Raw genomic sequence first — 26,686 nt, forward strand, 5'->3', positions numbered from 1 at the left:
CGAATCCAGCCGCTGCCAGACAGGCAACGGCTGGATTCGTCCATTCAGTCAGTCGCTACACGAGACCGGTGTGTCGAAGTGGCCTGGTGTGGTGGGGTAGGCCGGGCCGGAGCCGTGCTGGTTGTTGTCCGGCGGATAGACGATGGCCAGTTCGCGGAACGCGGACGTGCCCTCGGCCGACACATCGGCCGCGGTCTGGCCCGCGCCCGAGCCCCAGGCCAGCTTCTGCAGGAAGTCCTGCATGGATGGGCTGTGGCCGCGGACGTCGTTGTAGCCGCCGTAGGCCGCGTTGCAGTGGGTGAACAGGTTGTAGGCGCCGTTCCAGTCGATCAGCCGGTCGCCGTTGTTCGGCCCGTTCTGCGCGCGATCCGCTTGCAGCACATCGCGGTCCCAGCCACCGTAGATCCAGTCGATGCCGTCGTGGTGCTGGTTGTCGGCCAGGGTGGCCGGGACCGCCGGGTTGTCGTTGGTCTTCTCGGTCATCTCGAACCACCGGCACGGGTCGATCGCACCCTCGCCCAGTGTCTGCGGCCACGGACCGGCCGCGCAGTTGCCCGGGTAGGCACCGCGCGGGTTGAAGTCGATCACGTCCGAGCCGAGCGCACCGGCCTGCGAGGCCGGCGAGGTACCGCCGACGCCGCCGAAGGTGTGGTCGATGAACCGGTCGTTCGTGCCGCGGGAGGTCGGGTCGAACACGCCGTTGGTCAGGCAGTCCGGCGTCGCCGCGTCGGCCACGGGGTCGCAACCCTTGCCGCCCCACAACACATCCGCGCCGTCGTCACCGAACAGCTGGTCGCCGCCGCTGTCGGCGTTGGCCATGTCGTCACCGAACCCTGCGTGGATGTTGTCGTTGCCAAGGCCACCGCGGATCCGGTCATCGCCACCCTCGGCGATCCCGTTGTGCGGCATGGCAGGCGCGGTCGGCCCACCGATCCACGCGTCACCGTCCACATCGTGCAGCAGGTCGATGCGCCGGTCGTACGCGCCCGCCTGGAACCCGGTGTAGGTCTCCTTGGGCGGCGGGTCGAGCGTCACCGTGAACCCCTTGGCGGCAACGTCGTTCGCGTTGACGTACTCGTTCACCACACCACCGCGGTCGCCGAGGATGGCGTCCTCGCCGTCGTTGCCGAACATGGTGTCGTTGCCGAGCTCACCCAGCATGTCGTCGTTTCCGGCGCCACCGGTCATGGTGTCGTCGCCGTCCTGGCCCCACATGCCGTCGTTGCCGTCGTCGCCGAACATCGTGTCGTTGCCGAAGGCGCCGCCGGGTTCACACGTCGCCTGGGCGGTCGTGCAGAACCGGGTGGACGGGCCGGGCAGGTCCGGGTCGTGCGTCCGCGACACCGTCGCGTTCGCGGGCACCTGACCGGTCAGATAGCGCTCGGTGTAGACCTTCTCGGTCATCGCCCCTGGCGCACCCTGGAGGGTACGAACCAGCGAACCGTTGTCGCCGAGCTGGACGTCGTCGGCGCCGTTGCCCTCGAACGTGTCGCCGCCGTCGCGGAACCCGGCCCGGGCGCTGCCGCCGATCATGTCGTCCTGTCCGTCGGGACCGGACCCCTCCAGCTCACCGGCCGCGCTCGCCGTCCCCGGCCAACCGGGGTCGCCAAGCGGGACAACGGTTGTCTCGGTCGACTGGGCACCGAGCGGCAGGTCACCGCGCAGCACATCGTTGCCGCCGTTGCCTTCCAGGTAGTCGGCCTCGGCACCACCGGACAGGTAGTCCTGCCCGTCCTGGCCCCACAACACGTCCACACCGGACCCGCCGGACTCGCGGTCGTCGCCGAACCGGTCGCCGGGTGGCGGGGACTGCAGGTCGTACTGGCGCACGATCCGCCCGGCGACCGGGTTGCCGCCGGAGGTGGCCAGCCGCTGGGTCGCCCGCGTCGGGGTCTCCCCGGCGGCCGGGCGCAGCACGACGCCGTTGTCACCGAGGCCGACGTCGTTGCCTGGCCCGCCGAACATCGCGTCCGCCGCGTCAGGCTGTCCCGCGGTGGTCTCGCCCTGGCCGGACAGCGGCGTGCTGTTGCCACCGACCAGGTCGTCGTCGCCGGAGTCACCCTCGATCCAGTCGACGCCCTGACCGCCTTCGACGTAGTCGTCGGCCGCGTCGCCCTTGAGCCGGTCCGGCCCGCCCTGACCGAGGATGACGTCATTGGCCTCGTCACCGTCGATCTCGTCCGCGCCGGAGGAATCCGCGTGCGGGGTCAGCCCGAGGTCCTCGAGCACGATCTGCCGGCCCGCCATGCCGCGTTCCAGTGTCACGCGGCTCAGCGGGGCGAACCGGATCAGCGAACCGTTGTCGCCCAGGGCGACGTCCTGACCGGCGTTGCCGTGGATGGTGTCACCCGTGTCGGGCTGGCCCACCCCGGCCGCCTCCTCGGCCGAGCTGCCGCCGACCAGGTCGTCCTGGCCGTCGTTGCCGGAGATGGTGTCGTGGCCCGGCCCGCCTTCGGCGTAGTCGTCCTCGCCATCACCGGTGATCGTGTCGGCGCCGCCCTGACCGGAGATCACATCCTGGTCCGGGCCACCGCTGATCACGTCGTCACCCGAGGTCCCGGCCGTGGGCGCGTAACCCAGGTCGAGCAGGGTGATCTTGTGCGCCTTGGCGAACTGCCTGCCGAAGGTGATCGGCGAAGCCGCGCTGCCGTCCACAAGGGACAGAACCGCGTTGTCGCCCGCGATCAGGTCCGGCCCGGCGTCACCGAACAGCTTGTCGCCGGTGTCCGGACGGCCGGTCTGATGACCGTCTGCAGTGGACACAATCTCCGCGCTACCGCCGACGATCCGGTCCTCACCCGCGTCACCGTGGATGGTGTCGTCGGCGTTGTTGCCTTCGAGGTAGTCATCCGCGTTGCCACCGGACAGCTCGTCGTGCGCGAGCCCGCCGAAGCCGCGGTCGTCGCCCTCGCCGCCGAACACGAAGTCCGGTCCGCCCGCACCGGCGTTGGCACCGTCCAGATCGAACGGTCCGGTCACGCCGTTGTCGCCGATGATCAGGTCATTGCCGTCGTCACCGAAGAGCAGGTCGCCCGTGTCGGGCTCACCCGCCTTGCGCGTGCCGCCGATGACCGTGTCCTCGCCCGTACCGCCGAACTCGGTGTCACCGGCGTTGTTGCCCTCGATCACGTCGTTGTCGGCGCCACCGTAGAGCGTGTCCTCGTTGTCGTTGCCGTACACCGAGTCCTTGCCGTTGTCGCCGAACATGAGGTCCTTGCCGCCGCCACCGTAGAGGGTGTCGTCGTCGTTGCCCCCGGCGATCACGTCGTCGCCGAGCTGGCCGCAGGCGCGGTCGTTGTTCGCCTTCGCGTCGACGTTGTCCGCGGCGCCACCCGCGGCGATGATGTCCACTCCGGACCCACCGGTGATCAGGTCACGGCCGTCCTGCGCGTCATTCGGTTCGGCTGGTGGCTTGGACTCCGGGTCCGAGCCTTGCACGCAGGCGTTGGCGTGCTTGTCACCGAAGATCTCCGCACCGCCGTCGCCGCCGATGACGTGGTCGTTGCCGTAGCCGCCGACCAGCAGCTTCGACGACGGGGTCACGCCCGCGGGCAGAACCCGGTGGTTCACCGGGCGGTCCGGCCCGAACACGCCGGTTCCCGTTGAGTCACCGACATCTGAGGGCTCGGCGATGACGTAGTCGTTGCCCGGCCCGCCGAACACCTTGTCGGTACCGAACCCACCGGTCAGGATGTCGGCGTTGCCGCCGCCGCGGATGTCGTCGGTCTGGCCCGGCTGCGAGTGCCCGGTCACCAGGTCCACGCCCTGGCTGCCGTACACGATGTCCGAACCCGTTCCGGTGTCGACGATGTTGGTCGCGTCGACGATCTGGTCGGGCTGACCGTCCTGTTTGATCACGGCCTTGTCCGGCCAGCCGGGGTCGTCCTCGCCGGTCTGGTCACCGGCGTTGCCGAACACCGGTCCGGTGTGGATGGTGTCCTTGGCCGACCCGCCGGAGATCTTGTCGTTGCCGTTGCCGCCGATCAGCAGGTTCTCCTGGGCCACGAACTCCGGCTTGCCCGGGTTGCTCTGCGCGAGCGGGCTGTCCGACGCGATGCCGATGGTGTCGTCGCCGTCCTCGCCGTTGATCGTGTTCTTGCCCAGGCCGGCCGAGATCCGGTCGTTGCCGGCGCCGCCGTTGACCGTGTCGCCCGCGCCGCCGACGGTGATCGAGTCATCGCCGTCGTTGCCGTTGACCGTCACGGACCCCTTGCCGCCCAACGCGGTGGCGAGGTCGCCGGTGGTGATCTGGTCGTTGCCCGGGCCGCCGTTGATCACCGCGGGGCCGATGCTGGTCTTGACCGAGTCGTCGTTGTCGCCGCCGGTGACGGTGACGGACTTGTCGAACGGCTTGGCCTCGGCCGCCGCGTCGTTGGCCGCGCCGCTCTTGTCGGCGTCGCCCTGGAACACGAAGAGCCGCTTGCCCTTGTCGCCGGTCGCGTCCGCTTTCACCTTGGTCAGGCCGGTTCCCCGGTACTCCTCGCGGAAGCCGAGCGCGCTCACCGCGAACCCGTCGAACGTGTCCTTGGTGCCGTCCTTGACCAGCTGGGTCACGACCCACTTCTCGTCGACGTTGTTCGCCGTCCACGCCTGGTCACCGCGCTTGCCGATGTCGGCGTTGCCCACGTGCAGCACCAACGTGTCGCCGTCCGGGTGGGCCAGGACGGGTGGCGGTGGTGTGCAGTTCGGCTTCACCGAGAAGTCGAGCAAGGTGATGTCGGCCAGGGTGAAGTCGAACTTCACGCTGAAGATCGAGAACCCGAGCTTGATGTACACCTTGAGGAACAGGCTCAGCCGTCCGTCCATGTTGAACAGACAGGTCGGGTTCTGCAGGGCCACCTTGGAGAACTCGAAGAACCGGAACTTGCCGTCGTTGTTCGGGTCGGCCCAGCTGAGGTTGATGGTCAGCGCCAGCCCGCCCTGGATGCCGACCTCGATCAGCACCACGCTCACCGCGGCGCCCGCGGCCAGCTCGCCCCGGAAGGTGACCACTGGCAACGGTTTCCCGTCGTCACCGGCGGACTGGAGGTAGATGCTGTCCAGGATGTCCGCGGCCCGGCCGGACTCGATCGCCTTGCGGATGCCGAACGTGTCGAAGCCCGCGCGGAACCGGGCCTCCACCGAGGCACTGCCGGAGATCGTCACCAGCACCGGCGGCGGCGCGTACACCGGGCCGAACGACTGGCTGTAGGAGAAGCCCAGGCGCAGCGGCCCGGAGTCGAACTTGATCAGGTCCACGTCCTGGCCCATGATCAGGCCGAACAGCTTGGCCGGCTCGGAGAGGATCGGGAAGCTGAACCCGGACGCGGTGCCCGACCCGTTGTCGCCCACCACCTGCTGGCCGGACTTCGAGTCCACCTCGCCGCGCAGGTCGTCGTGCGTCAACGTCTTGCCGGAGATCAGCGAGGCCGCGTTGTCCGGCGAGTTCTTGGTCTCCTTGGCGGCCTTGCCGGCCACGGTGAAGCTGCCGACGTCGATGTCCCCGCCGTTCCCGGCGATCTGGCCGACCAGCTTGACCGTCCGGAGGATCTTGTCCACGAACTCCAGGTCCGGGCCGCCCGCGATGGTGCTGAACTCCTTGGCGATGGTGACCAGGTTGACGTCACCGCCGCCGACCGCGCGGGAAAGGTCGGACAGCACCGGGATCGGCGCGTACAGCTGGTCGATGACCGGCTGGACCGGCTTGGTGAACAGCGCGACCTTCTCCGCGATCGGCTTGAGCACCGACCCGAGGAACTTGCCCGCGTTGAGCTTCACCTTGTTGAACGCGATCTCCGGGTCGCCGTCGCCGGGCTTCTGGCCCAGCGTCCAGCCCCACTTGAGGTGCAACCACCCGGAGACGCCCGGCAGCGGGCCGGCCGAGACGTCGAAGTCCCAGTCGATGCCGACCTGCGCGGCCAGCGACACGCTCGCCACCTGGTCCAGGTCGGCCAGGTCGGCCAGCGAGATCCGGTCGTTGCCGGTCCCGCAGCCCTGGTAGCAGGGCGCCTGGCCCTTCTTGTGGATGTCCACGTAGAACGTTCCGGCGAACAGGTCGGTCGCCGCGTTGTCGCCCTGGTGCTGCTTGAGACCGACGTCCAGGAAGGCCAGTCGCGCCTTCATGTTGTCGGGCAACGTGAAGCTCAGCTTCACGCCCAGCTCGGCGTTCTCCTTGTCGTTCGTGGCGACGTAGAACCCGCTGTTCTTGTCCACACCCGCCTTGATGTGCAGGTGGTAGGCCAGGCCGAGCTTCATGTTCGGCGCGCCGGGCGCCGCCTTCAGCGACAGACCCGGGATGCCGATGTCCAGCGGGCGTTCCAGGCCGAGCGTGTCCTTTGTGCAGTCGTCGCCGAACACATCGCCATCGCAGACGTCGAACGCGAAGGCGGCGCCGATGATGTCCTGCAGCGGCGCGTTGGACGCGCACGTGACATCGCCGGTGCACTTGAGGTCCAGCGTGATCGTGCTGCCGACGGCTGTCTTGAGCTGGTTGTTGACCCAGTCGGACAGTGCGCCCGCGGTGGGCACCCGGCCGCCGCCGGGCAGCTGTGCCACCACGCCCTGGATCTTCGTCCGCAGCTCACCGAGTTTGTCGGCGCCTTGTTGAATGTCCTTGCCCACCAAGGGCAGCTTGCCGTCGAACGCGGCCAGCCGCAGCGCCCGCTCGACCATCGCCAGGTACTTGTCGATGCCGTCGCCGAACTGCGAGAAGTCCAGCAGCGAGGCCAGGATCTTGGCGCCGATGCCGGCCGGCATCTCGAACCGCTTGACCCCACCGGGCAGGTCCGGGCTGAACGCGAAGGCCTGGTCCAGGTTGTTCGCGTCGATCTGGCGCGGCAGCCGGACGATGAACGAGTCACCCGGGCCGGCCAGCTTCGTCCAGTTCGTGTTGTCCACGCTGGTGAACACCGGCATGACCGCGCACAGCGCGAGATCGGTGTCCGCGGCGGGGTCGCCGGGGCAGGTGACCGGCTTGTTGTCCGCGTTGAGCGACAACGAGACGTTCTTCACGAAGTCCGACAACGCGACCGGGGCGGTCCCGCCCGGTCCATAGCCGAGATGCGCGTTGTAGTGCGCGTTCGCGACTGCCTTCTCCGGGCCCTTGGGGTTGCCCAACGCGATCGACAGCGGACCGATCGAGGACTTGACGAAGCCCTCGATACCGCCGTGCGCGGTGAGGTCCACTGTGGACGTCGGCAGCACGGACAGCGCGCCCGGCCCGTCCAGCGCCAGGTTCTTGTCCAGCGGCAGCACGAAGCCGATCTTGGTGGACCCGGTGAGCGACAGGGTGGCGTTCGCCTCGCCCTCGGCACCGATCAGCGACCGCGCGGTGTTGGTCTCGTCGGTGAAGGAGAACCGGACCGGCTGCGAGGCGGTCACATTCCGTTTCATGTCGACGTTCAGCACGATCGACGGCTTGTTGTTCACGACCTGGTAGGCGAACGAGATCCCGCTGCCCGCGGGCAGCGCGGTGTTCAGCGCGCCGACCAGGTCCTGCAGGTAGTCCGGCGGCGCGGCGGTCAACCGGTCGACCGCGTCCTCCAGCGGGCTGCGGAACGCGTACGCCGTGCCCTTGGCCGGGATCTGCGCCCACGGCTGGGCCAGCAGCAGACGGTTGTTGTCGGCCGCGGCGACGATCGCGACCTGTGTGCCGACGAGGACGGCCCGGTTGTTCAGGTCCGGGCCGAAGGTGCGGCTGGTGTCCTTGATGAAGCCGATGTTGTTGTCGTTGCCGTACTCGACGGTCGGACCGGCGCCGACGTCCGCGCTGCCGAGCAGTTCGGACAGCGACTTGCCGACCACCGGCAGCGGTGTGGTGAGCGCGGTCCTGACCTTGCCGTCGCCGTCGACCGCCTTGAGCGAGTCGTTCAACAGCTGCAGCGCCTTGATGATCTGGGTGAACATCGCCCGCGGGTTGCCCGGGTCGAAGTCGAACGCCTTGGCCTTGTCCAGCGCGTCCAGCCCGGTGAAGTCGACTTTCGCCGGGTCGGTGATGTCCGGCATGGACACTCCGACGCTGACCGGACCACCGAAGAAGTCGGTGATACCGGGGACATCCAGGCTGACCGTCGCGGTGGCCTTGCCGCCGACCGTGACGCTCAGCAGGTCCTCCGGTTCCGCCGCGGGCGTCGACGGGTTGTCCACCAGCTTGGCGAACACCTGCGACAGTGGCAGATCGCCGTCGGCGTCGCCGACCTTCTTGAGGCTGACGGTCAGCATGTGCGCCGAACCGTCCTTTGTGGCCAGGTGCAGGTCGCCGGACATGTGCACCTTGAGGTACCCGACGCTGCCGTTGACGTCCACCTTGGTGTCCACCGCTGCGTCGGCGTGCAGGAGCTCGCTACCAGTGCGCAGCAGGAACCGGTCCGGCGTGCGCGGCAGGCTGGACACCAGCGTCGTTGTGCCGTCCGGGTTCTTGTCCGCGAACGGGCAGCCGGTCTGGGCGGCGTCCGGGTCGAGCGGCTTGCAGGCGTCACCGGTGATCGGGTCGCGCAGGTCGAGGACCAGGGTCGCCTTGGCCTGGTAGGAGGGTTTCACCGATGCGGTGGCGTTCAACGCGTTGGCATTGCGCAAACCCTTGCCTGCGAACGTGTCGCCGAAAGTGACCTGGCCGGTCATCGGGTCCTCGGAGGTCACCTTGTAGGCCGCGCCCGGCGCCGGGATGCCGCCGTTCCACGGCTCTTCCAGAGTGATCTCGTCGGGGGTGTTCGACTTCACCACACCCTGCGAGGTTCCCGCGGTCACGACCCGGCCCTTGAACCCGTCGACACTCCAGGTCTTGCCGCTGTGCTTGAGTTTCGTGGCCTCGTACGTGATCCCCTGACCCTGTCCGGAGGTCAGCGTGGCGGCGACGTCGAGCGGCTGCCCGGCGCCCGCGGCCTGCGTCATGGTCAGGGTGAACTCGAGCTTCTTGGTGTCGTCGTGGAAGTTCACGCCGGACACCGCGATCGGGTCGGAGTTCAGCAGCTTGACCATGTCCTGGATGGACGTGAACGTCGGCTGGCCGAACTGGGCCTTGTCACCGGTCTTGATCACGTTGTCGTCCACGAACTTGGCCAGCGCGCCGGCCGCCTTGACCGCGTCGGCCAGGGTGCCGCGCATGAACGGCAGGTTGACGTTGCCCAGCGGCTTGGTCAGGTCGCCCCACTGGGCGCGCTGGACCGAGTTGATCGAACTGGCCAGGTGGCTCAGGCCCTCGATCAGGTCCCGCGGGCTGAGCGTGGTGAACCTGTTGAGCTGCGCCAGGTCCGGCCCGGTGACCGTGATGTTCGGTGTGCCGCTGCCGATGTCCGGCCAGTCCACTTTGATCGTCCCGGACAGCCCGCCGACCGAGGTGCCGGCCAGCGGCTGGGCGGTGAAGGCGAGGGCGGCGTCGACCTTGCCCGCGGGGGCGCCGAGTCCGAAGTGGAACAGACCGGCGGCCGCGCCCGGGGCGGCGAGTTCGGTGGTGCCGGGCCCGGAGGCCGGGGGAGTGAGCGCGAGCTTCCCGTCGCCGTCCGGGTCGTCGGCCGACCCGGTCAGGTTCGCTTCGACGATCACGTGGGAGGCGGCGGTGTCCAGGTCGACACCGAGGATCCCGAAGCCCGCGGCGGGTTTCGCCTGCGTGTCCAGATGGCCCTTGGCGCCGATGGTGAACTTCGGCGACTGCGCGTCCTTCACGAGGTAGAACCAGTCGCGTGTGGTGTCGTAGGCGAAGTGCAGGGTCGCGTCGAAGGTGAAGTCGACGTCCGCCGCGCCCGAGGTGGTCAGGTTGACCTTCGGGTCGGCGACCGACACCGGCTGGTTCTGTGCCACCGTTGTGAACTGCAGGGTGGCGTCGACGCGCTCCACGCCGTTCGACTGGCTCGTTTGGACGGTCAGCGTGCCGGTGCGGTCCCCGGTGAGCGGATAGCTCCCGGCCAGATCGGCAAAGGCGTTCTTGCCCTGTAACGGATCGTGGACGGTCTTGGTGACCAGGTCGGCGAACCCGAGCGCCCCGCCCGGGCTGACGCCCAGCAGCGGCAGGGCCTCGCCGAGCTTGCCGACCGTCGCCAGCGCCGTGCTGAAGTCGCCGAAGGACTTGATGCCCGCCAGGATCTTCTGCACGTCCTGGTTCTGGGCGACCGCCGGCTGGGCGGTCACCACCACCCCGAACAGGCCGAGGGCGACGCTGGTCAGCGTCGCTACGGGCTTGCGCAGGGCACGACGAAAAGCGAAAGAGCGCATGCCAGACCGCCTCCCGACGGCATGGGCCCCCGATGCCCGCTGCCGGCTGTCTCGGTTCAGCCGCGCAGCGAAGCCACTGCCCGGCACTGGCTTTTCTCGTTCGCCCGGATTGACCCGTTACCACTCCGGCGGAAAGCCGATCAAAGGTACCCGAACGGACTAGCTTTCGGGCAGTTGTGCACAGGCGCTCTACTCAGACAACTACTCACATTGGACAGTGGCGGCCCCCGCGATCCGGTTCGCCGCCTCACGAAGCCGGTCCGGCGAGTACGAGCTGGGGAGTACCGGTGTGCCGAGATCGTTGGCGTACTTGGCCATCACGAGGTCATCCTGCAACTTGCGAGGTGCAACAAGCCATCCGATCCGCATGCCGGGCGCCATCGTCTTCGAGATGCTTCCGATGTGTGCGGCGTGTCCGGGCGCCGAGACTTGCAGCGCGGGCACGGGTGCGTGGTCGTAGCGGTATCAGGACCACGGGCTGACCGGGCGAGGGCGGCGGCGGCCGTCGACGATCACGTCGACGTGTTCGTCGAAGAAGGCGATGTGCCCGGCGACGTCGGCCGCGTCGGACAGCGGCTGCTCGTAGCCCCACGCCAGATCCGGGTGAACGTGCCCGTTCACCTCCACCGACCAGTAGGAAGCGTGCCCCTTGTAGGCACACGCAGTGCTTTTGACCGACGGGGTGAGCAGGTTCAGCCGGACATCCTCGCGGGGCAGGTAGAACCGCGGCGGCAGGTTGGTCTCGAACAGCATCCGCGCCGAGCTGGTCTCGGCCACCGGCACGCCCTCGACCTCGATCCGCACGGCCCGGGAGGTACGCCGGATGTCGATGCGGTGGAACGGGTCGCGGGGGTGGCTGACGATCGGCTCGTCCTCTTCCAGCCACTCGAACGCGTCGAAGTCGAGCGCGATGTAGCCGTCGAGCCCGGCCGGCCGGAACCCGGCGCCTTCGAGCAGCACGCCGGGGGCCTCAAGCGACAACGGCTCGCCCTCGCAGGTGTGTGCCGCGAACCCCGTACGCGGGTCCAGCACGGGCGGCCCGCCGGCCGTGATCGCGACCGGATGCTCGGCGGCCTCTACTCCCACCGCCGGCACCACGCGGGCCTGGATGTCCTCCTCCGGAACCGCGTACGACGGCACGACCCGCTTCGGTTCCCACACCAGGACACCGCGCTCGGAGTCCACAAGGGTCAGTTCGCCGGCGCGGGCCCGCAACCGTTTCGGCGTCGGCTCGTACCGCAGCTCACCCAGGCTGCGCATCAGTTCCCTGCTCAGTTGAACCGCCATCGGGCCACTCTCCGCCCCGGCCGCGGCATCGTCAATCCGGCGGCAACAGCGCGGCGGCCAGTGCGGTGGCGAGGAAGCCGCGGAACCGGTCGAGCGGCCAGGACTGGCGCAGGACCAGCAGTTCGTAGAGCCCCGGGTCGGTGTACGCCCACATCACGTCCCCGGCCTGGGCGATGTCGACGTCCGGCCGCAGCTGGCCGCGGTCGTGCAGCAGGCGCGCCTGGTGGTCCATCCGTTCGCGGCGGTCGGCGTCGAGCCGGGCGAGCAGGCCGGCCATCTCCGGCGAACTGGCCGCGGCCGCGCGGATGAGCAGGACCACCGGGGCCAGCCGGGGGAGCACCTCGCAGGCGAATCCGGCCCAGCGCCGGACGACCGTGTGCGGGTCGGTCTCCTGGGCGCTCATCGCGTCCGACCGCTGCGTGGGGGCGGCCAGCGCCGCGTCGGCGATCGCCTGGACCAGGCCGGGTTTGTTGCCGAACGCCTTGTACACGGTCTCCACCGACACCCCGGCCCGCTCGGCGATGGCGCTGATCTTGGTCGCCGCGTAGCCCTGGGCCAGGAACAGCTCGCGAGCGGCGCCGAGCACGGCGTCGCGGTTCTCCCGGGCCTGCCGGCGGCGCCGGGTGGAGTCATAACCCCTGGTCGGCTTGACGGTAGCCATAGTTGGATACATACTCCTATATCTGTTACAGGTCACTGTAACAAAATTGGAGGCGGCCATGACTGTCGTCGAGCGCATCCAGCGAGCCACGAGCGACCACGACCTCGACGCACTGGCGGCCTGCTTCACCGGCGACTACCAGAGCGAGTGGCCGGTGCACCCGGCGCGCAGCTTCGGCGGTCCCGAGCAGGTGCGCCGCAACTGGGAGCGGATCTTCGCCGCGGTCCCCGACCTGCGCACCGAGGTGCTCACCAGCGTGACCTCCGGCGACGAGGTCTGGTCGGAGTGGGAGTTCAGCGGCACCCGGCGGGACGGGCAGCCGTTCCTGATGCGCGGGGTGATCATCCTGCGCGTCCCCGGCGAGCGGGCGACTGCGGCCCGCTTCTACCTCGAACCCGTTGACACCGAAGCGGTCGACGCGGATGTCGCCGTCAGCCGGCTGGCCGGGTCATGATCCTCGTCGCCGGTGGCACCGGCACCCTGGGCACGCGGATCGTGCGGGCGATCGACGCCCCGGTGCGGGTCCTGACCCGCGAAGCCGGGCGCGCCCGTCACCTGCGCGGAGCCGAGATCGTGGTCGGCGACGTCCGCGCTCCGGCCACGCTGACAGCGGCTGTGCGCGATGTGACCACGATTGTGTGGGCCGTGCAGGGCATGGCCGGGACGGATCCGGGCGGCTTCGCCGCGGTCGACCTGGGTGGCCTGCGGAACCTGCTCGACGCCGCCGACGCTCAGCGGCTCGTCCTGCTCTCCACCGCGGAAGCCTCGCCGGCCAGTCCCCTCGAGTTGCGGCGGGTCAAGTACCAGGCCGAGACGATGGCGCGCAACAGCGCTCTGGCGACCACGATCATCCGGCCGACCGCGTTCCTGGAGACCTGGCTGGGCATTTTCACGCAGATGGCCGAGTCCAAGCGTTCGGTGTTCGTGTTCGGTCGAGGCGAGAACCCGGTCAACTTCGTCAGCGTTTCCGATGTCGCCGCCCTCGTCGTGCACGCCGTCCGTTCCCCCGAACTCGATGGCAAGACCCTGCAGATCGGCGGCCCGGACACCCTCCCCCTCACCGAACTGGCCCGTGCGGTGCTTGTGCGGCAAGGACTTCCGGAAAAGATCAAGCACGTTCCACTGCCCGTGCTCAGAGTCGTCGCGACCGCGCTGCGTCCGGTCAAACCGATGGCCGCCGCGCTGGTCCGCCTCGCGATCGCGATGGACACCACCGACATGACCCTGGCCGTCGACACCGCCCGCGCCGCCGTTCCCGGCCTTCCGGTGACCCGGGTGACCGACGTCCTTACACAGCGACCAAACGAGCGTTGAGCCGGGCCGGGACCGACGGGCATCATCGCCTGCATCGTCTGCGGCCTGCTCGCCCTCGTCATCTCCTGGGCGTTACACAGGTTCGCGCCGCGCTGGACCGCGCGGCTGACCAGCCATGGGGTTCCGCGTCGGACCACGCGCGCCACGCGCGGTCCACAAAGGACGTCGGAGTTCGGCGGGGATCCTCACCGAGACCGGGGTGACACCCCTCGGGTTCCTCGTCACCCTCGGCTCGGTGCTCCTGCTGTGTCCCTTGCTGCGCCTAGGCTTGCAGCGCGGCCAGCAGGACTAGGACGACCGTGGCGACGGCGAACAGGCCGTGGCCGCCGACCACCGCGACCGGGAAGTTCTGCTCCGCCGGTACGTGCTGCGCGGTGGTGGCGGCCTCGGACCCGCCGCCCACGGTCGCGGCCTGGCGGGCTGGAATCCAGCGCGCCAGCATCGTGAAGCCGAGGACCGCGGTGGGAAGCAACAGGATGAACGCGACCCACGCCAGCGCCGCGCTGTCGGCGAACAGGTAGATGATCCACACGACCAGACCGGCGGCGGCCAGGGCGAAGTGGCCGAAGATCAGGCCGGGCGGGAACTTGCTGGTCCGCGGCTGGCGGGTGCCGCCCTTGGCGATCCACATGCCGAGCATGACGAAGCCGCCGACGGCGGTGAGCAGCCAGGCGATCAGCGCGGCGATGTCCATGATCAGTTCTCCTCGTGATGTGGTGGGCGGAAACCGGTGGCCTGGGTGGCCTCATCGGCCACCCGCACGCCGTACCGGAAGGCCAGCTTGCCGCCGAGGTGGCCGGCTACGGCGAGCACGATCAGGCTTGCCGCCGAGAGCAGCAGTGGACCCAGCCCGACCGCCTCGGCGCGGCCGTAGCCGGCCAGGCGCCAGAAGAAGTTGGCCACGTAGGCGGCGGTGACGGCGAGGTTCAGTCCCATGTGGACCAACCCGGTGCGGAACGCGGGCGTGCCGGTCGGGATGGTGAACAGGTCGAGGAACCCGATCATCGCCGCGGCCAGGGCACCCACCACGCCGATGCCGGTCAGCCACACCGAACCCCGCGCGAGGAACGCGGGATCCGGCACCCACTGGGACGCGAGGTCGAACACCAGGCCGCTCACCCAGGCCCCGATCGGCACTGTGACCAGGATCGGGTGGAACGGGTGGCCGTACGGGCCGGCCAGCACCGCGCTCACCGGCTGCTTGGCCTGTTGCAGCTCGCTGGTCATCGCCGACCTCCACGCCGCCCTTGGTTACGCCAACGACTATGGGTTTTTTCTACCCCATCCGTCAAGGTCTAAGCCTCGAATGGGTGACCTCTTTGGTTGCGGACACAACCATGGGCGTTATCGTGGTGGGGTGACCGAGCCCGCGATCAGTGCTGTCGCCGCGCTGGAGGACGCGCTGCGGCGGGAGATGTACGCGTTCATCCGGCAGGCGCACCGCCCGGTGACCAGGGACGAGGCGGCCGCGTCGGTGGGGATCTCGCGCAAGCTCGCGGCGTTCCACCTGGACAAGCTCGTCGGCGCGGGCCTGCTGCGGGCGCATTACGGCCAGGTCGGCGGCATCCGCAAGGTCGGCCGCAAACCGAAGCTCTACGAACCCACGGACATCGACATCACCGTGACGATCCCCGAACGCCGCCACGCCGTGCTGGCCGACATGCTGATCGACGCGGTCCTGACCGAGACCGAGGACGAGAACGCCCAGCAGGCGGCGTTGCGGGTGGCAGGCGAACGCGGCGAAGAGCTGGGCGCGGCCGAGCGCGCGACCGTCAAACCCGGGCGCCTTGGCCCCGAACGGGCGTTGACCGTGTGCGAAGGTGTCCTCGCCCGGCACGGCTTCGAACCCAGCCGCGAGTCCCCGACCTGCGTCCGCCTGCACAACTGCCCGTTCCACCCGCTCGCCGCCCGCGCCGCGGATCTGGTGTGCGGCATGAACCGCGCCTTCCTCACCGGCATGCTCGCCGGCCTCGACGCCACCGGCATCCAAGCCGTCCTCACCCCCAGACCAGGGGAGTGCTGCGTCGAACTGCGTTCTACCGATTGAGGAGATCCCGCAACGGCGTGCTGTCAGGCCCGGTGGGCAGGACACAGGTCGGAACGTCCATCCGCCCGCCGGCATTCACCTGGCAGACCCAGGGCAGCTGGCCATACCGGCGCATGGCCTCCGTACGTGCGTCCCCCAGCGTGGGATCGGGCGGCAGGCTGAGCGTGTCCATTGGCTTGCACAGCATGATGTTGGTGACGTCGTCGCACACCGCCAGCGCCTTCGGCGGCGCCACCGCGGGCGCGAGGAGAACCGGCAGCGCGACTGCAAGAGTGGTGAACATGACTGCCCCTTTCCGTCTCTGTCCACTTCGGATTTCCGCTGCGGACGGGGCAGGAAACGCCACTAACGGGTGATGTCGCTCAACGGCCATGCCTGGGGCGCGCGGGGCGCCCCAGGCTTCGACCGGTTAGCAGGGGCCGTTGTCGGCCCAGACGTCGGCGCGGCCGGGTTCCTCGTTCTGGGTCCACCACTTGGCGGTCCAGGTGTGCTTGTTGTGCGAGACCTGGTTGTCCTTGACGTACACGTTGGTGGACACCCATTCCGGCGCGCTGCAGGGGCCGGGCGGCTTGGTGGTCGGCGGCGGGAGGTTCGGCGGGCTGGCGTTGGCCCAGCGGGTGCTGAACCTGGTGAAGTCCCAGGGGTTCTGGCTGATGTTGCTGCACACGCCGTTGTCCGAGGTGCCCACGCACGGGCGGTCGCGGTTGACCGACCAGAACGTGAAGCGCCCCATGTGGTGCCCGACGGCGTAGTCGTAGACGGTCTGGAAGTCGTTGGTGGTGAAGATCTCCGAGACGTCGGACTTGCCGTTCATCCCGGAGAAGCCCATGTGGGTGTACGCGGTGTTGCTGTCCCAGCCCATGTGGGTCATCAACAGGCCGTGGAACCCTTCCAGCGCGGACACCTGCGAGGAGCCGCCGTTGAACCCGCCGTCGAACGGCATGATCGAGAAGTTGTTCGGGCCCAGCCCGATCGACCGCGCCTGGTCGAGCAGCTGCGTGCCGAACCAGCCGGTGCCCGCGGCGGTGCCCGGCATGGTCACCGACACGAACAGGCCGGGGTTGTTGGCCTGCAACGTCTTCGCCGCCCCCAGCTCGTTCGCGATGGCCGCGGAGTTCTCGTACTCGGGCTCCTCCAGGTCGAAGTCGATCGCCCGCAGGCTGTACTTGCTGATCACCTGCTGGTAGGCCGCCGCGGTCGCCGCGGCGGAACCACAGGTCTGGCCCAGTTTCGTGCCGCCGTAACCGCCGACGGACACCGACACGTCACCGCCGGCGCCGCGGATGCGGCTGATGACACCGGCGACCGCCGTGTCGGACGAGACCGGCTTCGTGCCGTCCCAGGTGGGGGAGCAGCCGCCGCCGTTGGGGGCCAGGATGAACGCGAGCTGGAACGCCTTCTGCCCGGTGGCGGACATGACCACCGTGGGGTCGGGCGGGTTGTTGCTCACGGGCATCAGGTACGGGGCCGAGGCGTACCAGTTGTCGGTCAGGGTCGCGGCCAGTGCAGGGTGCTCGCTCGCGGTGGCCAGCATGGTCGCCGCCGAAGCGGTGATCACGGCCATGGCCATACCAGCGGCGGCGGGCAGGGTGCGTCGTCGCATATCCGCCTCCGTAGGGGTGTTCCCCTCAGAGTTGGACTAGACCAATTGTTTGTCAATAGCCGGGACACAACTTTGTGCGGTGCACTCCCGGCTCTGTCCGTTATGGACGTTATTCCCCGGCTTTGACGGCGGTGACCAACCGCGTGCCCATCCACGGGCCGCCCCACCACATCCGCCACCCCAACGCCCGCACCTGGACGTCCTGTGCGCCAAGCTCGGCGAGTCGCGCCTGGTACTCGCCGACGGCACTGATGTCCACGATCGCCAGCCGCCCACCCGGCCGCAGCACCCGCACGGCTTCGTCGACGGCCGTGGCCCGCGCCTGTGCCCCACGGATGTTGTGGATGGCCAAGCTGGAGACCACCACGTCGAACCCCGCGTCCTCAAACGGCAACCCGGTCAGATCCCCGGTGTGCAACTCGATCCGCTCGGCCACGCCCTCGGCCCGGGCGTTACGCAACGTGGCCTCCTCGGCGTTCCCGGACTGATCGACCGTGCGCCACAGATCAACGCCGACCGCCCGCCCCGGCCCCAACCGCTCGGCGACCATCAACAACACCGCACCCCGCCCACACCCCAGATCCAGCACCCGTTCGTCCCCGCGAAGCCCCAACGAGTCCAACACCCCCGCCCACACCTCGAACTTCCCGCGCCGCGTCGCCCGCAGGAACAACCCGAACTGCGCCATCAACAGCACCAGCACCACCACCGGCACCACAACCCACCACCCCAGCCCCACAACCGAAAACCCAGCAACCCACCCAACCCCGCCAAGCACCCCGCACCCGATCCCGAACAACGCCCAAGGCGCATCCACCCCATACGAACCCCGCCGCCGAACACCCACCGCAGCCCCCAATCGCCGAGAACCGATCCTAGGTCCGCCGTTCCCGGATAGTGGATCATTCGGCGCCGGACCCCGCAAAGGCTTACTCTCCCTGGACGGCCGGATCGTTTGAGGGAGTTGCGATGGGGCACGTGCTCAGGCGCGTGGTGGGGTTACTGGTGTTGGTGATGGTGATGTTCGTGCCGGTGGGTGCGGCGGCGGCGCAGGGCGCTGAGCAGCAGCCGGTGGTGCGGGTGGGGACGGAGGGCACGTACCCGCCGTTCTCGTTCCACGATCCGTCCACGCAGGAGCTCACCGGGTACGACATCGAGGTGATCAAGGCGATCGCCGCGAAGGCCGGGTGGCGGCTGGAGTTCGTGGAGACGCAGTGGGACGCGATCTTCCCGGCGCTGGACGCGAGCCGGATCGACGTGATCGCCAACCAGGTCTCGGACAACGAGGAACGCAAGGCCAAGTACGGCCTGTCCACCACCTACACGTACTCCCATGGGGTGATCGTCCGGCGCAAGGGCGACGACCGGATCAAGACGCTGGCCGACCTCAGGGGCAAGACCACCGCGCAGTCGGCCACCAGCAACTGGGCCAAGGTCGCGAAGGACGCGGGCGCGAACGTCGAGGCGGTGGAGGGGTTCGCGCAGGCGGCCGCGCTGCTCCAGCAGGGCCGGGTGGACGCGATCGTCAACGACAACATCGCCGTCCTGGACTACCTTGCCAGCACCGGTTCGCAGGACGTGGAGATCGCCGGGGCCGCGGGCAACGAGTCCAGCGAACAGGTCCTCGCGTTCCGCAAGAGCGACCAGACCCGGCTCGACCAGGCCGACCAGGCGATCGCCGCGCTCAAGGCCGACGGCACGCTCAACGGGATCTCGCAGAAGTACTTCAAGGCCAACGTTTCCGTGCCGGACGGCGGCAGCGCGGACCTGTCCGGCGGGCGCGGCCACCGAAGCACGTGGGAGGTGGTCGGCAACACCGCGTGGCCCATGTTCATCGGCCTGGTCAAGGTGACGATCCCGTTGACCGCCTTGAGTTTCGCGATCGGGCTCGTGCTCGCGTTGTTCGTCGCGCTGGCGCGGATCTCGTCGTACAAGGTGCTCGCCGGCCTGGCCCGCGCGTTCATCTCGATCATCCGTGGCACACCGTTGTTGTTGCAGCTGTTCATCGTGTTCTACGGCCTGCCGCAGATCGGGTTGAAGTTCGACCCGTTCACCGCGGCCGTGATCGCGTTCAGCCTCAACGTGGCCGGCTACGCCGCGGAGGTCGTGCGTTCGGCGATCCTCGCGGTGCCACGCGGTCAGTTCGAAGCCGCGGCGACGGTCGGGCTCGACTACTCTCAGACGCTGCGCCGCATCATCTTGCCGCAGGCGGCCAGGACCGCAGTGCCGCCGCTGTCCAACACGTTGATCTCGCTGCTGAAGGACACGTCACTGGGATCGGTGGTGCTGCTGACCGAACTGTTCCGTGAGTCGCAGCTCGCGGCCGCCGAGAGCAACGAGTTCCTTGCCCTGTACTCGTTCGCCGGGCTGTACTACTGGGTGATCTGCGTCGGGCTGTCCGCGGCGCAGAAACGACTGGAGAACCGACTGAGCAGGTACGTGATCGCATGACCGACACCACAGAGCAGGCCCGCATCCGGGTGCACGGGCTGGAGAAGGCCTTCGGCGACCACAAAGTGCTGCGCGGCATCGACTTCGAGTCCGCACGCGGCACCTCGACCGTCCTTTTGGGACCGTCCGGGTCGGGCAAGACCACCGTCCTGCGTTCGCTCAACGTGCTGGAGACACCCGACCGCGGCGTGATCGGGATCGACGACGTCGAGGTCGACTTCAGCCGGCTGCCGCCCGGCAAGGCCGGACGCAAGCAGAGCGGCCGGCTGCGCGCGCAGAGCGGGATGGTCTTCCAGTCCCACAATCTGTTCCCGCACCGCACGGTGCTGGAGAACATCATCGAGGGCCCGGTCATCGCGCAGAAACGCGAGTACGACGAGGCCGTCGCCGACGCGGAGGCCCTGCTCGACCAGGTCGGGCTCGGTGACCGCGCGAACGCCTACCCGTCCCAGCTTTCCGGCGGGCAGCAGCAACGGGTCGGCATCGCGCGGGCACTGGCGCTCAAGCCACGCGTTGTCCTGTTCGACGAGCCGACCTCGGCGCTGGATCCCGAGCTGGTCGGGGAGGTGCTGGCGGTGATCAAGGACCTGGCCGCGGAGGGCTGGACCACGGTGATCGTCACGCACGAGATCCGGTTCGCCGAGCAGGTCGCCGACCAGGTGCTGTTCCTGGACAGCGGGGTCATCGTCGAGCAGGGCACCAGCGCGCAGGTGATCGGCGACCCGCGGGAGGAGCGCACCCGGCGGTTCCTCAAGCGCATCCTGGACCCCGGCTGAGTCCCCCCGCGGATGCGGTTCTTCAGCTCTGATCTGGCACAACCTCGCCACGGTGTGGTTGTCCACATCGGAGCAACTCATCCTGCGGAATGAGGCCAGGTAACCAGATCGGTCGATCTGCTTTCACGCTCCAGACCGACGCACACCCGGACGGCCGAGCCTAGTGTCCAGTGTGGAGCGGCCGAAGGGAGAGACATGAAGATCGCGCCGGCTGTTGGTGCCATGCTGTTGATCGGCGTTTCCGCTTGCTCGAACCCCGCCGGCAGGTCCTGGGCGATCACCTACGAGGTGACCGACCAGGGCGGCGGCACGTTGTCCGAGATCAGCTACGCCACCTCGCCCGACCGCTACGAGCACGCCGTGGCGCAGCACAAGGTCGACGGGCCGGTCGGCGTGCCCTGGAAGGAGGAGGTCGTGATCACCGCCGGCCAGCAGGCCGAGGTGACCGCCACCCCCACCGGGAGCCTGCGGCTGACCTGCCGGATCCTGCTGGACGGCAGGAAGGAACTCGCCAGCTCGACCGCGCCCGCCGCGGGCAAGCCGGTGACCTGCGCGAAGGTGACGGATTCCTAGTCGGCGGCCAGCCGGGCGCAGCTGCCTTCGTGGGGGTGGCCGGCTGCTGGATCTGCGGCGAGCCGTGTGGATGACCTAGATCGTGAGGGCGCCGCGCGGGGAGCCGTGGGTGCGGCCGCATTGGGTCAGGGCCAGGACGCCGTGGCCTTCCATGTCACCTTCGAAGTCGGTCGACGCGGGGTTGACGGACAGCTGCTCGGCGATGTCGGTGGCGTAGCAGTCGTCCAGGTCCTCGTCGTAGTCGTGCGGCAGGCAGAGGCCTTCCTCGGCCTCGAGCGGCTCGCCGTACTGGTCGTCGGGCGAGAAGGAGTCGTAGTAGCGCAGCACTTCGCCGTCTTCGGCGATGCACCAGGCGTTCCAGCCGTCGCCGCAGCTCATCCCGTAGTAGTGCGCCTCGCCGAACACCTTGCTCAGCACCGCGCACAGCTCCGGCACGGGACGCGTCGCGTGCTCGAACGGTTCGCCGAACACGAGCGTCCACCCGTCGAAAGCGGCCGTCACGTACGCGCGGGCGCACCGGACGTGTTCCTCGTCCTTGGCCCACATGTGGTGATCGTTGTTCCACGCGGAGGCGCCGAGGACTTTGGTCACCGGCATGGGATCCGTCAGTCCCATCACGCTGAGCACGGCGGCTTGGTCGCCGGTGCGCAACGCGAACCACCCGCCGCACAAGTGCATCGGCTCGAACGTCCACTCGTCGTCATCCACTTTGGACCTGACGAACCGGTCGAGCATCGCGCGGTCCGAGGCCGAGAGCACATCCGGCCCGCCGACCTCGAGCTGCGCCACCAAAACCTGCCGCCGCAACTCACCCTTGGCCGTCCGGCGCGTCTCGTGCAGCAACGGCAACACATCCGGACCCATGCTCCCGAACTTCCACAACGCCTGCTGCCGCACATGGTGATCGGGATCCGCCAAGGCAGGCAGCAACTCCCGGGCGTGCGCCAGCCCGGTCTCGCCATGCATCATGTCCACCGCGTGCCAGCGCACAGTCGCGTGCGGATGCCGTGTCGCCGCGAGATAACGCGAGGCCTCGACATCCAACCCGGTGAACGCCCGGCACGCCCGTCGGATGACCTCATGATCCTCCGCCGTCGCGATCAACTCCGTCAACGGATCGAAAGCGGCATCGCCCACATGCCTGAACGCCGCCACACAGTCCACATCGGAGCCCGGGTCGGCCAGTTCGGCCAGCAACGGCCCGAGGACCTCGGTTCCCCGTTCTGCCAGGAACCTCTCGGTCTGGGGCCGCGTGCCCTCGTCGGCGAGACGGTTGATCAGCGTCCGGATCTCCACGGCCGAGCACCTTACCGGTGCCGCTGAGCGCCCCTCTTGTGCGCAACAGCGGTATGGATCGACCCTGGCGAGGCTGATCAGCCGCCGGTCCAGGCCGGGATCAACGGCCCAGAACCGGCGCAGCTCGCGCCGTGAACGCGCGATGGCGCCGTACCAGTGCCGGTGCTGCCGGAGACATCCCCAGTCAGCGGCTTGAAACCCCCGCCGCCCCCGGTAGCCGGCACTGGTCGTGCGCCACGCGGCGCCCCCTTACGGGAAGAACGACCTCATCGGGACCGTGGCCCGGATGTGCCGGAACGGGTGGCACGCGGCCGGCGCGGCCCCCTCGTCGGCGCCGTCACCACCAGCGCCATCGAGCAGTGGGCAGCCTTCGGACGCGCCTTGCGCATGCCCACCGGACCTCGATTCCGTTCCGCCGTATCGTTCACCGTGGGTTCAGCATGGCCGGATGGTCCCCGGCGGGGCTTGCACCGGGCTTGAATTCGCTGGTCCGGGCCGGTTTCACGGGGTGTGAAGGGGGCTTTGGGCGGTGGAGTTCTGTGTGCTCGGCGAGGTCGAGGTGCGCCATGAGGGCGTGCGGCTGCCGATCCGGGGTGCACGTCAGCTGGCCCTGTTGACGGTGTTGCTCGTCGAGGCCAACCGCCCGGTGACGACCGACCAGCTCGTCGACCGGGTGTGGGGCACGGCACGGCGCCCGGACCGCCCGGCCAACGCGCTGCAGACCCAGCTGACGTTGCTGCGGCGGGCGCTGACGTCGGTCGCGGACGTGACCATCGGCTGGGAACCCGCGAGCGGCTACCGGCTCACGGTCGACGAAGGCCGGGTGGATGTGCACACCTTCCGCACCCTCGTCGACCAGGCCCGCGGCGCCGAACCCGCGCGTGCCACCTCGCTGCTGACCGACGCGCTGGCGCTGTGGCGGGGGAGTCCGTTCGCCGGGCTGGACACGCCCTGGCTGACCGACCTGCGGGCCGCGCTCGCCCGGCAGCGGCTGGCCGCCCAGCTCGAGCTCAACGACCTGCGTCTGCGGCAGGGCATGCACCTGGCGTTGCTGCCGAGCCTCACCGACCTGGCCGCCGAACACCCGCTCGACGAACACCTGGCCGGGCAGCTGATGCTCGCGCTGTACCGCAGCGGACGGGCCAGCGACGCGCGGCAGCACTTCCACGAGGTGCGCCACCGGCTCGCCACCGAACTCGGCACCGACCCCACCGAGGCGTTGAGCGACCTGCACCAGCGGATGCTCACCAACGACCGGACGCTCGACCTCGTCGCCAGCGCCGCCGTGACCATGCCCGTCCCGCGTCAGCTTCCGGCGGCGCCGCACTCGTTCACCGGGCGTCGTTCGGAACTCGAGGCGTTGTCCGCGGCGGTGGACGCGGTCGCCGAAGGCGGGCCCGTGATCATCTCCGCGTTGGCGGGACCGGGCGGTATCGGTAAGACGTGGCTGGCGCTGCAGTGGGCGCACCAGAACCTGGACCGGTTCCCCGACGGCCAGTTGTTCGTGGACCTGCGCGGGTTCAGCGCCGACAAACCGCCGCTTTCGCCGGGAACGGTGGTTCGGGGCTGGCTCGACGCGTTCGGCGTGGACACCAGCCGTGTCCCGGCCGATCCGGATGCGCGCGCGGCGATGGTGCGCAGCCTGCTGGCCGGCAAGCGAATGGTGATCGTGCTGGACAACGCGTCCGACACCGCCCAGGTGGTGCCGCTGTTGCCGGGAACGGCCACCTGCACGGTGCTCGTGACCAGCCGCCGTCACCTGACCGGTTTGATCACCCAGCACGGCGCCCGGCAGCTGGCCATCGACGTCCTCAGCGACAGCGAGTCCCATGCGTTGCTGGTGAGCCGGTTGGGGGCGGAACGTGTTGCCGCGGAACCGGAAGCCGTCGCCGAGCTGATCGTCCTTTGTGGAGGGTATCCGCTGGCGCTCGGCATCGTGGCCGGCCGGGCCGCGACCTATCCGGATCTCGCGCTGGCGCCGCTGGCCGAGGAGTTGCGGGGCCACCGGCTGGCCGCGTTGGACGAGGACGACCGGGCGGCCAGCCTCCCGGCGGTGCTGTCCTGGTCGTACCGCGCCCTCACCGCGCAACAGGCGAAGGTGTTCGGCTTGCTGGGCAGCGCGCCCGGGGTGGACGTCAGCCTGCCCGCGGCGGCCGCCCTGGCCGGGTTGCCGGAGGGCGAGACTCGGGCGGTGCTGCGTGCCCTGCAGCAGGCTTCGTTGCTGTACCAGGAGGTTCCGGGCCGGTACCGGATGCACGACCTGATCCGGTTGTACGCGGCCGAGCAGGCTGGTTCCGATGTGGACGCGTTCGGCCGTCTCATCGGCTACTACCTGGACGAGGTCGCTCGTGCCATGGCGGATTTCGGTACCGCGGCGGCGATCGCGTGGCTGGACGCCGAACGGGCGAACCTGGTGGCGGTGATCGGTCAGGCGGAGGCGAACGGCAGGCCGCACGAGGCGATCCGGCTCGCGGCCACCCTGTCGCAGTACCTCAACGTCCGCGCGCACCACGAAGAGGCCCTGGTCATCCACCAGCACGCGGTGCGCGCGGCGGTGGCGACGGGGGAGCAGGCCGCGCAGGCCGCCGCGTTGGGCAACCTCGGCCTCGTACACGTCCGCTGGGCGGACTACGAGAAGGCGTTCGAGTACTACCAGCAGGCGCTGCCGCTGTACCGGGCCACCGGTGACCGGGCCGGCGAGTCCGGCGTTCTCAACAACTTGGGCTTGTTGCACTGGCGGTGGGGGAGCAGCGACGAGGCGCTGGAGCACTATTCGCGGAGCCTCGCGGTGGCGCGGGAGGCTGGTGACCGGGCGGCCGAGGCGAACGCGTTGGACTTCATCGGCTTGGTGCACCAGCAACTGGGCAGGTGTGAGGAGGCATACGCCTGCCACGAACGGGCGCTGGTGATCCACCGTGAGGTCGGCAACCGCACCGGCGAGGCGAACTCACTGGATGATCTGGGCCTGGCCTACTGCCGCGCGGGGGACTACACCCGGGCGATCGACCACCACCAGCAGGCCCGCGCCGCCTACCGCGCCCTCGGCAACCGCACGGGCGAAGCCGACGCGTTGGACGGCCTGGGAACCGCGCATCTGCGCTCCGGCGACCCCGCCAAAGCCCTGGAGTTCCACCACCACGCCATCGAGATCTACCAGGAACTGGGCAACCGCACCGGCGAGGCCAGCGCCCACAACGGCACCGGCGAAGCCCTCCAAGTCACCGGCCACCCCACCAAAGCCACAACCCACCACCACACCGCCCTCCACCTCGCCCAGACGGTCGGCGTCCGCCACGAACAAGCCCGCGCCCACCACGGCCTCGCCACAGCCCACCACACCCTGAACGACATCCCCACCGCCCGCCACCACTGGCACCAGGCCCTAACCCTCTACACCGCCCTGAACGAACCCGAAGCCGCCACCGTCCGAGCCCAACTCACCGACCTCGACCGACCCGGCCGAACACAGGCTTCCAACTGACCTTTGTGGACACTCCATCGGAAGTCCTGACCTCACGGCAAAAACCTCCACAGATGGCATCGGCCCGCTCTCGGCAGACGACGGCAACACCGCGAGCCAACTGCTGCTGGACAGGTTCAATACCTACGCCACGGTGCCCCAGCGGTCTCGGGCGCGCATGCGAGGATCGAGAGTGGTCACCGCCAGATGCCCACCCAGCTACCGCCCAGTCATATCCGCGATGCCGCAGTGTGCCCGAAAACACTGATGGGGCCTAGCCACGCTGGAACGCAAGGCGCGCACGTGGGGGTATGAGGGCTCGGCCCCCAACATGACGAAGGACGACCCTGCGAAAGTGCGAAGCACTGAGCAGAGTCGTCCAGAGACCTTCCGTGGGCAATACTGGGATCGAACCAGTGACCTCTCCGGTGTGAACGGCACCGGGCACGTCCCACACGTGCCTGTTTGTCTCGACAGGTGCTTTCTGACCTGCGCAGGCGCAGCCGTACTTCTCGCAATGTCTCATGAGGCACACGACGGCTCGTGCTGTCGCAGCTACCGGTTTCGTGACCGCTGACGCCGACTGGTAGTCGACGCCAGAGAGATGGATTGGTCCAGTCGGAAGTTGTTCAGCTTCAAGAGCTACTACGCATCGTTGTTGCGGGGTGCGAGAACCACAGTGGTCAGGATGAGGTCGGGTCGGTTTCGCCTTGGAGCCAGGCCATTACACGGATAGACCGATCTAGTTCGGCTTGGTGTACAGCCGGACGCGCCATTGCCAACTTACGGCGGATGTTGACTGCTTCGGTGATGGCGGCGAGGCCCTCCTCGTGCCGACCCAGGGCACCCAGCCGGACCGAGAGGTTGTTCAAACTGCCGGCGAGGTCGGGCAGGAAGGCGTCAGGTCGCTCGGCTGCCAACCGCCGGTAGGCCTCGACTGCTTCGGTGATGGCGGCGAGGCCCTCCTCGTGCCGACCCAGGGCACCCAGCCGGACCGAGAGGTTGTTCAAACTGCCGGCGAGGTCGGGCAGGA

Annotated in this window: 17 protein-coding genes; 7 read left to right on the forward strand and 10 right to left on the reverse strand. The window is 69.0% G+C overall.

The window, feature by feature from the left end:
• Positions 1-48: 48 nt before the first annotated feature.
• From AB0J95_RS32940 to AB0J95_RS32950, 3 genes are all read right to left on the reverse strand, one after another.
• A complete protein-coding gene (locus AB0J95_RS32940; protein ID WP_364766668.1) occupies positions 49-10,185 on the reverse strand; it encodes a calcium-binding protein in 10,137 nt (3,378 codons plus the stop codon).
• Between the two features lie 465 nt (positions 10,186-10,650).
• A complete protein-coding gene (locus AB0J95_RS32945; RefSeq protein ID WP_364766670.1) occupies positions 10,651-11,472 on the reverse strand; it encodes a DUF427 domain-containing protein in 822 nt (273 codons plus the stop codon).
• A gap of 31 nt (positions 11,473-11,503) precedes the next feature.
• Positions 11,504-12,133: a helix-turn-helix domain-containing protein gene (locus AB0J95_RS32950; protein ID WP_364766673.1), complete on the reverse strand. Its 630-nt coding sequence runs from the start codon at positions 12,131-12,133 to the stop codon at positions 11,504-11,506.
• Positions 12,134-12,191: 58 nt separating this feature from the next.
• Here AB0J95_RS32950 and AB0J95_RS32955 point away from each other — a divergent pair, with 58 nt between their 5' ends.
• Both AB0J95_RS32955 and AB0J95_RS32960 read left to right on the forward strand, forming a co-directional pair.
• On the forward strand, positions 12,192-12,587 hold the full coding sequence (locus AB0J95_RS32955) for a nuclear transport factor 2 family protein (RefSeq protein ID WP_364766676.1): 396 nt from the start codon (positions 12,192-12,194) through the stop codon (positions 12,585-12,587).
• Positions 12,584-13,447: an NAD(P)H-binding protein gene (locus tag AB0J95_RS32960; RefSeq protein WP_364766678.1), complete on the forward strand. Its 864-nt coding sequence runs from the start codon at positions 12,584-12,586 to the stop codon at positions 13,445-13,447. The genes AB0J95_RS32955 and AB0J95_RS32960 overlap by 4 nt, the downstream gene beginning before the upstream one ends.
• Positions 13,448-13,709: 262 nt before the next feature.
• On the opposite strand, the gene AB0J95_RS32965 is transcribed toward AB0J95_RS32960, so the two are convergent.
• Together AB0J95_RS32965 and AB0J95_RS32970 are read right to left on the reverse strand one after the other, a co-directional pair.
• Positions 13,710-14,141, reverse strand: a complete 432-nt coding sequence (locus AB0J95_RS32965; RefSeq protein ID WP_364766681.1) for a hypothetical protein — start codon at positions 14,139-14,141, stop codon at positions 13,710-13,712.
• Between the two features lie 2 nt (positions 14,142-14,143).
• The gene (locus tag AB0J95_RS32970; RefSeq protein ID WP_364766683.1) at positions 14,144-14,674 is read right to left on the reverse strand and encodes a DUF2231 domain-containing protein; all 531 of its coding nucleotides are present in this window, start codon (positions 14,672-14,674) and stop codon (positions 14,144-14,146) included.
• A gap of 130 nt (positions 14,675-14,804) precedes the next feature.
• Here AB0J95_RS32970 and AB0J95_RS32975 point away from each other — a divergent pair, with 130 nt between their 5' ends.
• Complete coding sequence (locus tag AB0J95_RS32975) at positions 14,805-15,494, forward strand: transcriptional regulator (protein WP_364766686.1); 690 nt, start codon at positions 14,805-14,807, stop codon at positions 15,492-15,494.
• Here the strand turns inward: AB0J95_RS32975 and AB0J95_RS32980 are convergent.
• The 3 genes from AB0J95_RS32980 to AB0J95_RS32990 form a co-directional block, all read right to left on the reverse strand.
• Entirely contained in the window at positions 15,484-15,777 is a 294-nt protein-coding gene (locus AB0J95_RS32980) for a hypothetical protein (RefSeq protein ID WP_364766689.1), read from the reverse strand. The genes AB0J95_RS32975 and AB0J95_RS32980 overlap by 11 nt on opposite strands.
• Positions 15,778-15,903: 126 nt before the next feature.
• A complete protein-coding gene (locus tag AB0J95_RS32985) occupies positions 15,904-17,097 on the reverse strand; it encodes a chitinase (protein WP_364766693.1) in 1,194 nt (397 codons plus the stop codon).
• 109 nt (positions 17,098-17,206) lie between these two features.
• Positions 17,207-17,812: a class I SAM-dependent methyltransferase gene (locus tag AB0J95_RS32990; protein ID WP_364766696.1), complete on the reverse strand. Its 606-nt coding sequence runs from the start codon at positions 17,810-17,812 to the stop codon at positions 17,207-17,209.
• Positions 17,813-18,066: 254 nt separating this feature from the next.
• Between AB0J95_RS32990 and AB0J95_RS32995 the strand changes: the two genes are divergently transcribed.
• The 3 genes from AB0J95_RS32995 (at position 18,067) to AB0J95_RS33005 (ending at position 20,897) form a co-directional block, all read left to right on the forward strand.
• Positions 18,067-19,548: an ABC transporter substrate-binding protein/permease gene (locus AB0J95_RS32995; RefSeq protein WP_364766699.1), complete on the forward strand. Its 1,482-nt coding sequence runs from the start codon at positions 18,067-18,069 to the stop codon at positions 19,546-19,548.
• Positions 19,545-20,324, forward strand: a complete 780-nt coding sequence (locus AB0J95_RS33000; protein WP_364766702.1) for an amino acid ABC transporter ATP-binding protein — start codon at positions 19,545-19,547, stop codon at positions 20,322-20,324. The genes AB0J95_RS32995 and AB0J95_RS33000 overlap by 4 nt, the downstream gene beginning before the upstream one ends.
• A 195-nt stretch (positions 20,325-20,519) precedes the next feature.
• A complete protein-coding gene (locus AB0J95_RS33005; RefSeq protein ID WP_364766705.1) occupies positions 20,520-20,897 on the forward strand; it encodes a hypothetical protein in 378 nt (125 codons plus the stop codon).
• Between the two features lie 75 nt (positions 20,898-20,972).
• On the opposite strand, the gene AB0J95_RS33010 is transcribed toward AB0J95_RS33005, so the two are convergent.
• On the reverse strand, positions 20,973-22,193 hold the full coding sequence (locus tag AB0J95_RS33010) for a HEAT repeat domain-containing protein (RefSeq protein WP_364766708.1): 1,221 nt from the start codon (positions 22,191-22,193) through the stop codon (positions 20,973-20,975).
• Positions 22,194-22,722: 529 nt separating this feature from the next.
• On the opposite strand from AB0J95_RS33010, the gene AB0J95_RS33015 reads away from it, so the two are divergent.
• Positions 22,723-25,674 carry a tetratricopeptide repeat protein gene (locus AB0J95_RS33015; RefSeq protein ID WP_364766711.1) on the forward strand — a complete coding sequence of 984 codons (2,952 nt, stop codon included), beginning with the start codon at positions 22,723-22,725 and terminating at the stop codon, positions 25,672-25,674.
• 662 nt (positions 25,675-26,336) lie between these two features.
• On the opposite strand, the gene AB0J95_RS33020 is transcribed toward AB0J95_RS33015, so the two are convergent.
• Positions 26,337-26,686, reverse strand: a 350-nt coding sequence (locus tag AB0J95_RS33020; protein WP_364766714.1) for a tetratricopeptide repeat protein, incomplete at its 5' end; no start/stop codon positions are given.

It is taken from the genome of Actinocrispum sp. NPDC049592 (assembly GCF_040675465.1).
Taxonomy (GTDB): domain Bacteria; phylum Actinomycetota; class Actinomycetes; order Mycobacteriales; family Pseudonocardiaceae; genus Kibdelosporangium.

Coding starts and splice junctions, on each gene's coding strand:
- AB0J95_RS32940 (WP_364766668.1), bottom strand. CDS start 10,185: ATGCGCTCTTTCGCTTTTCGTCGTGCCCTGCGCAAGCCCGTAGCGACG.
- AB0J95_RS32995 (WP_364766699.1), top strand. CDS start 18,067: ATGGGGCACGTGCTCAGGCGCGTGGTGGGGTTACTGGTGTTGGTGATG.
- AB0J95_RS32980 (WP_364766689.1), bottom strand. CDS start 15,777: ATGTTCACCACTCTTGCAGTCGCGCTGCCGGTTCTCCTCGCGCCCGCG.
- AB0J95_RS32965 (WP_364766681.1), bottom strand. CDS start 14,141: ATGGACATCGCCGCGCTGATCGCCTGGCTGCTCACCGCCGTCGGCGGC.
- AB0J95_RS32955 (WP_364766676.1), top strand. CDS start 12,192: ATGACTGTCGTCGAGCGCATCCAGCGAGCCACGAGCGACCACGACCTC.
- AB0J95_RS33000 (WP_364766702.1), top strand. CDS start 19,545: ATGACCGACACCACAGAGCAGGCCCGCATCCGGGTGCACGGGCTGGAG.
- AB0J95_RS32945 (WP_364766670.1), bottom strand. CDS start 11,472: ATGGCGGTTCAACTGAGCAGGGAACTGATGCGCAGCCTGGGTGAGCTG.
- AB0J95_RS32950 (WP_364766673.1), bottom strand. CDS start 12,133: ATGGCTACCGTCAAGCCGACCAGGGGTTATGACTCCACCCGGCGCCGC.
- AB0J95_RS32985 (WP_364766693.1), bottom strand. CDS start 17,097: ATGCGACGACGCACCCTGCCCGCCGCCGCTGGTATGGCCATGGCCGTG.
- AB0J95_RS33005 (WP_364766705.1), top strand. CDS start 20,520: ATGAAGATCGCGCCGGCTGTTGGTGCCATGCTGTTGATCGGCGTTTCC.
- AB0J95_RS32970 (WP_364766683.1), bottom strand. CDS start 14,674: ATGACCAGCGAGCTGCAACAGGCCAAGCAGCCGGTGAGCGCGGTGCTG.
- AB0J95_RS32960 (WP_364766678.1), top strand. CDS start 12,584: ATGATCCTCGTCGCCGGTGGCACCGGCACCCTGGGCACGCGGATCGTG.